The 6,727-nt window shown below is 65.1% G+C and carries 4 protein-coding genes; all 4 read left to right on the top strand.

What is annotated here, in order from left to right:
• Positions 1-203: 203 nt before the first annotated feature.
• The 4 genes from mscK to rhlB all read left to right on the top strand — a co-directional run bounded on the left by mscK (position 204) and on the right by rhlB (position 6,430).
• On the top strand, positions 204-3,509 hold the full coding sequence (gene mscK, locus VF673_RS14880; RefSeq protein WP_440292506.1) for a mechanosensitive channel MscK: 3,306 nt from the start codon (positions 204-206) through the stop codon (positions 3,507-3,509).
• Between the two features lie 72 nt (positions 3,510-3,581).
• Complete coding sequence (gene efpL / locus VF673_RS14875) at positions 3,582-4,148, top strand: elongation factor P-like protein EfpL (protein WP_090535925.1); 567 nt, start codon at positions 3,582-3,584, stop codon at positions 4,146-4,148.
• 9 nt (positions 4,149-4,157) lie between these two features.
• Positions 4,158-4,820, top strand: coding sequence for an alpha/beta hydrolase (locus tag VF673_RS14870; protein WP_440292505.1), 663 nt, complete (start codon positions 4,158-4,160; stop codon positions 4,818-4,820).
• 53 nt (positions 4,821-4,873) lie between these two features.
• Entirely contained in the window at positions 4,874-6,430 is a 1,557-nt protein-coding gene (gene rhlB, locus VF673_RS14865) for an ATP-dependent RNA helicase RhlB (RefSeq protein ID WP_440292504.1), read from the top strand.
• Positions 6,431-6,727 lie beyond the last annotated feature (297 nt).

Genomic DNA, 6,727 nt, shown 5'->3' with positions numbered 1-6,727 from the left:
CGGTGCGAACCCGCACGCCCCCTATTTGCCCCGGACCGAGCCTCCCACAAAAGACCAGACACCCGGCCACGCCGCCCCTGTAGGAGCACCGCCCCCGGTGCGAAGGGCTTCGCCCCTATCCGCAAGCCCCCACCCGCCCCCTGTCTTTCCTTCCCCCGCCACGACGTCTAACCTAGCCATCAGCACATTGCGGATTGCTTTCCATGTTTCGCCTCTATTTCACCGTCCTGACCCTGTTCACCTGCCTGTGCCTTGCTCCCCTGAGCCAGGCACAGGAGGCCGACAAGGCCGAACTCAGCCCCATCGAGAAGCTGCAGGCCGATATTGCCGCGTTGCCCGACAGCGGCCGATCCGCCGCGGAGCAGGAGCAGTTTCTCGAAGTCTGGCAGCAGACGCTGGCAGCCCTGCAGCAGACCGAGTCCCTGCGCGAGCAGCAGGAAGCACTGCAGACCACCCTGGACCAGGCGCCGGAAGAACTGCGCCGGCTGCGCCAGCAGCTCGAGGCCCTGCGTCCGGCCGACGAGGAGCAGCTGCACCAGCGTTATGCCAGCCGCACCCTGCAGGATCTGGATGTGACCCTGGGCGAGCAGGTCTCGCGCATGTATGACTGGCAGAACGAACTGACCGCCATCAACAGCGAGCTGATCGCCGCCGAAACCCGCCCGGAGAAGACCCAGAGCCGCATTTCCGCCAATCAGACCCGGGCCAATGAACTCAATGAACAGCTGCGCCAGCTGCAGCGCCAGGCCGGCAGCCAGCTGAATCGGGCGCGGGAGCGGGCGATCCAGGCGGAACTGGAGCAACTCGAACTGGCCAATGCCCTGCTGCGCCAGCAGCTGTCGGCCAACAACACGCTGCTGGAGCTGGCCAACGCCCGGCGGCGCCTGCTGCTGGCGGAGCTGAACCGGATCGAGCAGGAGATCAACGCGCTGCAGGACGTCATCGACGACAAGCGCCGCAGCCTGTCCGAGCAGGTGATCAGCGATACCGCCGCCGAATCCATCGAGATCAGCAATCACCAGCTGCTGCACAAGCAGAGTCTGACCAACCAGCGGCTCAGCGAGGAGCTGCTCGCCACCTCCAACCGCATCAGCGCCCTGTCCCGGCGCAATATCCAGACGACCCAGCAGCTGGATTATCTGACCCAGCAGGAAAGCGCCCTGGATCAGCAGATCAGCGTGCTTGAAGGCAGCCTGCTGCTGTCACGCATCCTGCACCAGGAGAAGCAGGCACTGCCGCTGGTACGCATCGACAGTTCGCTGACCGACTCCATCGCCGACATGCGCCTGCGCCAGTTCGAGCTCAACCAGCAGCGCGAGGAACTGCGCAACCAGGAGGCCTATCTCAACCGGCTGCTGAGCCAGCTGCCGGAGGAACAGCGCGAGCCCCTGCGCGAGGATCTGCAGCAGCTGATCCGCAGTCGGGTGGTGCTGGTCGAACAGCTCAGCACCCATATCAACACCCTGCTCGGCGAGGCCGTGGCGCTGCAGATCAATCAGGACCAGTTGCTGCAGCTGAGCACCAAACTGCGTCAGACCATTGATGACCAGCTGTTCTGGGTGGCCAGCAACCCGCCGATCAACCGCAACTGGCTGCTCAACCTGCCGGCCCAGGCCCTGTCCCAGCTGCAGGATCTGCAGCCGCTCCGGCAGACCCTGCGCCTGCTGCTGACGCTGAAGGACAATATCGGCTGGCTGGCCCTGATCCTGGCGCTGACCGCCATCCCGGTGCTGCTGCGCAAGCGGCTGGCGGCGCGGCTGCAGCAGCTGCACGATGAGGTCGGTCACTACCTGCGCGACAGCCAGCGCACCACGCCACTGGCCCTGCTGCTGACCGCGATCTGGGTGTTGCCGCTACCCATCTTCCTCGGTGCCACCGGCTTCGGCCTGCGCTATGGCGACACCCCCGCCATGCCGACCCTCGGTCAGGCGCTGCAGCATCTGGCGATGACCTGGCTCGTGCTGCACCTGCTGTACCGGCTGTTCGACCCCCAGGGCATCACCCGCCGGCATTTCCGCTGGTCGGCGGACAAGGTCGCCCGGCTGCGCCGGCTGACCCGTCAGCTGGCGTGGATACTGCTGCCCATGGTGCTGATCATCAGCCTGGGTACCAGCAACCCCGAGCATCTGGACAAGGACGTGATCGGTCGCGCGGTGATGATTGTCACCCTGTGCCTGTTCAGTCTGCTGGTATGGCGCTTCATGCGCCGCAGCGAGCCGTTGAACAACTCGCGGGTATTCCACTACAGCGCCCTGCTGATCCTGGTACTGACGCCGCTGGTGCTGGCCGGCATGACCTTCTGGGGCTTCCACTACACCGCCATCCGCCTGGCCGACCGCATGGTCGACACCCTGTACCTGATCACCGCCTGGATGCTGCTGCAGGGCATAGTGGTGCGCAACCTGCGGGTTGCCGGGCGGCACCTCGCCTACCAGCGCGCCCTGAGCAAGCGCCAGGCGGAGGAACACGCCAACGGCAACGGCTCGCACAGCGAGGCGGTGCTGGAAATCCCCGAACTCAAGCTGGAGCAGATCAACCAGCAGTCCCTGCGCCTGGGGCGCCTGGCGCTGCTGGTGCTGTTCAGCGTGCTGGTCTATCTGGTCTGGTCCGACCTGATCAGTGCGGCCTCCTATCTGGAGTCCATCACCCTGTGGGAGTACAACAGCGGCACCGCCGACAACCCGCTGATGAAGCCATTGAGCGCCGGCGACCTGCTCAGCGCCATCATCATAGTGCTGCTGACCATCGCCCTGGCGCGCAACCTGCCGGGGCTGCTGGAGATCCTGGTGCTGTCACGCATGGACCTGCGCCAGGGCAGCAGCTACGCGATCACCACCCTGCTGTCCTACCTGATCGTCAGTGTCGGCATCGTCGGCTTTCTCGCCAGCCTGGGTGTGAGCTGGAACAAGCTGCAATGGCTGATCGCCGCCCTCGGCGTGGGTCTGGGCTTCGGCTTGCAGGAAATCTTCGCCAACTTCGTTTCCGGCCTGATCATCCTGTTCGAGCGCCCGGTACGCATCGGCGACGTGGTCACCATCGGCAACCTGTCAGGTACGGTGAACCGGATCCGCATCCGCGCCACCACCATCACCGACTTCGACCGCAAGGAGATCATCGTGCCGAACAAGACCTTCGTCACCGAGCACCTGATCAACTGGTCGCTGTCCGATACGGTTACCCGGGTGACGGTCAAGGTGGCGGTGGCCAACGGTTCTGATGTGACCCTGGTGCGCGAGCTGCTGCTGAAGATCGCCCGGGACAATCCCCGGGTACTGGATGACCCCGAACCGCTGGTGTTCTTCCTCGAATTCAACGACCACCGCCTGGAACACGAGCTGCGCATGCATGTGCGCAAGCTGGACGACCGCAACCCGGCGATCGACGAAACCAACCGGGAAATCGACCGCCTGTTCGCCGAGCACAATATCGAGATCGCCGCCCGCCAGGTCGACGTCAACCTGGTCAGCAAAGCCGGGCTGGAGAAGCTGATCGACAGCCGTCAGGAGTGATAAGGCGGCGCTTGCGCGGCATCGGGGTGCCGCGCAAAATAGCGCCTTTCTTCCCACCACCGAGCCCGTACCATGCCAAAAGCCGCCGAACTGAAGAAAGGTCAGATCGTCCAGATCAACAACCAGCCCTATATCGTCTCCCAGATCGATATCAAGAGCCCCTCTTCCCGCAGCGGAACCACCCTGTACAAGGTCCGTTTCAACCACGTGCAGACCGGGCAGAAGCTGGAGCAGAGCCTCACCGGCGATGACGTCCTCACCCCCATCGACTTCCAGAAGCGCGCCATCCAGTTCCTCTATCAGGATGCCGACGGCTACACCTTCATGGATAACGAGGACTTCACCCAGTTCACCCTCAGCCCCGATGCGCTGGAGGATCAGATCCCCTATCTGTACGACGGCATCCAGGGCCTGTATGGTCTGGTAGTCGAGGGCAATCTGATCGGCGTGGAGCTGCCGGCGGTGGTGGAAATGCCGATTGCCGAAACCCCACCGGCGATCAAGGGCTCCTCGGCCAGCGCCCGTACCAAGACCGCACGCTTTGCCAGCGGTCTGGAAATCCAGATTCCCGAATATCTCGAGACCGGTGAGGTAGTACGCATCAACACCGAAACCGGCAAATACATGTCCCGAGCCTGAGGTAGATTGATGTCCAGCGAAGCCCTGATTATCGAGCCCCCCGTCCCAGCCGACGCCTGCGTGATCTGGCTGCACGGCCTGGGTGCCGACCGTTACGATTTCGTGCCCGTGGTCAGGGCGCTGGAGCTGCCCGCCGATCACTGCGTGCGTTTCATCTTTCCCCAGGCGCCGACCCGGCCGGTGACCATCAACAACGGCTTCCCCATGCCCTGCTGGTTCGACATCCTGGCCATCAGCCCGCAGCGGGTGATGAATACCCAGCAACTGGATGAGTCCGTGGCCATGGTGCGGGAACTGGTAGCACAGCAGATGGCCCAGGGCATCGCCGCCGAGCGCATCGTGCTGGCCGGCTTCTCCCAGGGCGGCGCCATCGTCCTGCGTGCGGCAGTCGACAGCGAGCTGCCGCTGGCCGGTGTCATGGCCCTGTCCACCTATGCCCCGACACTGGCCGAGGCGCTGGAACGGCACAAGGGCCCGGCGCTGGAGGTGTTCGTCGCCCACGGCGAACATGACGACATTCTCCACGCCAACCTGGGCCGCGAGGTGCATGACCTCATGGCCGCGGCCGGTCACCGCTGCCAGTGGCACGCCTATGCCATGGGTCACGAGGTATGCCCGCAGGAGATCGGCGACATCCGCCAGTGGCTCAGCGGGCGTCTGGGACTTCGCTAACCGGTTGGGTTGCTTTACACTCGGTGGTTCACATACCACATCGAGAGACCATTGTGCTCAAGGCACTGAAAAAATTATTCAAGCCGGGCAAGACACCGGCTCCTCACCACGAGACGCATATCGAGCCGGTGGCGGCGCCGATTGCGCCGGCAGCGCCCGGCCCGGCCACCTCTGCACCGGCCGCGGCGGGCGACGACCGGCCGGCGAAGAAGGAAGGCCGTCAACGCCAGCGCCGGCAGAAGACCCAGGCACCCAAGGCTCCCGCCAAGCCCTGGTCGATCAATGATTTCGTAGTGGAACCGGCCGAAGGCAAGACCCGCTTCCACGACTTCCCCCTGCCAGACAGCCTGATGCGCGGTATTCAGGATCAGGGCTTCAAGTACTGCACCCCGATCCAGGCCCAGGTACTGGGCAGCACCCTGCTCGGTCACGACGCCATCGGCCGCGCCCAGACCGGTACCGGCAAGACCGCCGCCTTCCTCATTTCGACCATCACCCAGCTGCTGGAAACCCCGCCGCCGGACGAGCGTTACATGGGCGAGCCGCGGGCGCTGATCATTGCCCCGACCCGGGAACTGGTCATGCAGATCGCCAGCGATGCCGAGGGCCTGACCAGACACTGCGGGCTGAACGTCATGGCCTTCGTCGGCGGCATGGATTACGACAAGCAGCTCAAGCAGCTGGAGCGCAAGTACTGCGACATCCTGGTGGCCACTCCGGGACGCCTGCTGGACTTCTGCAACCGTGGCGAAGTGCATCTGGATCTGGTCGAGGTACTGATCCTCGACGAGGCCGACCGCATGCTCGACATGGGCTTCATTCCCCAGGTGCGGCAGATCATCCGCCAGACCCCGCGCAAGGGCGACCGGCAGACCCTGCTGTTCTCCGCCACCTTCAGCGATGACGTGATGAACCTGGCCCAGCAGTGGACAGTGGATCCGGCCATCGTCGAGATCGAACCCGAGCGCCCCGCCTCGGAGAACATCACCCAGAAGGTCTACGCGGTCAGCAGCAGTGACAAGTACAAGCTGCTGTACAACCTGATCACCCAGCTGGAGCTGGACCGGGTCATGGTGTTCGCCAACCGCAAGGACGAGGTGCGCCGCATCCAGGAGCGCCTGATGCGCGATGGCATCGACGCCGCCCAGCTGTCCGGCGACGTGCCGCAGAACAAGCGGGTACGCACCCTGGAGAACTTCCGCGAAGGCAAGCTGCGGGTACTGGTCGCCACCGATGTCGCCGGCCGTGGTATTCACATCGACGGCATCAGCCATGTGATCAACTACACCCTGCCGGATGATCCGGAGGATTACGTGCACCGTATCGGCCGGACCGGCCGCGCCGGCGCCAAGGGCACCTCGATCAGCTTCGCCGGCGAGGACGACGCCTTCCAGCTGCCGCCGATCGAGGAGCTGCTGGGTGGCAAGCTGGAGTGCGTGCCGCCGGAGGAAGAACTGCTCAAGCCGGTACCCAAGCGCCACCGCAGCGCCGAGGAAAAGGCCGCCAACGATGCCATGGAGGCCGAACAGGCCGCCGCCGCAGCCGCCAACCGCAAACGCTCCGGCGACCGCCGGGACGGCCGCCGCGACAACCGCCGCCCGCGCCGCTGACCGCGGCTCGGGCGCAGCGCGGATGGTGTAGCGCAGGTGCGCTACACCCCGGGCTGGCGGCCCGCCCGGGGAAGCCACCCCCGGGAACGTCGTACCCCTGGGAACGTCGAGCACCAGCTCGATGAAATAGCCCCCGGCAACTCCCCGGACGAGCCGGTGCTCGTCCCTCCCAGGCAATGCCCCCACACTCCTGCCCACCCGTTCAGAACCGCCACCCCCCCGGGAACGTCGGGCCTCTGGGAACGTCGAGCCCACGGGCCGCGATCGGACTCGATGACAGAGCCCTCTGGCAACTCC

It is taken from the genome of Halopseudomonas sp. Lyrl_26 (assembly GCF_051948695.1).
Classification (GTDB): Bacteria; Pseudomonadota; Gammaproteobacteria; order Pseudomonadales; family Pseudomonadaceae; genus Halopseudomonas; species Halopseudomonas formosensis.
The sequence above is the reverse complement of the archived record's forward strand: the minus strand, read 5'-3'. Positions and strand labels throughout refer to the sequence as shown.

Coding starts and splice junctions, on each gene's coding strand:
- mscK (WP_440292506.1), top strand. CDS start 204: ATGTTTCGCCTCTATTTCACCGTCCTGACCCTGTTCACCTGCCTGTGC.
- efpL (WP_090535925.1), top strand. CDS start 3,582: ATGCCAAAAGCCGCCGAACTGAAGAAAGGTCAGATCGTCCAGATCAAC.
- VF673_RS14870 (WP_440292505.1), top strand. CDS start 4,158: ATGTCCAGCGAAGCCCTGATTATCGAGCCCCCCGTCCCAGCCGACGCC.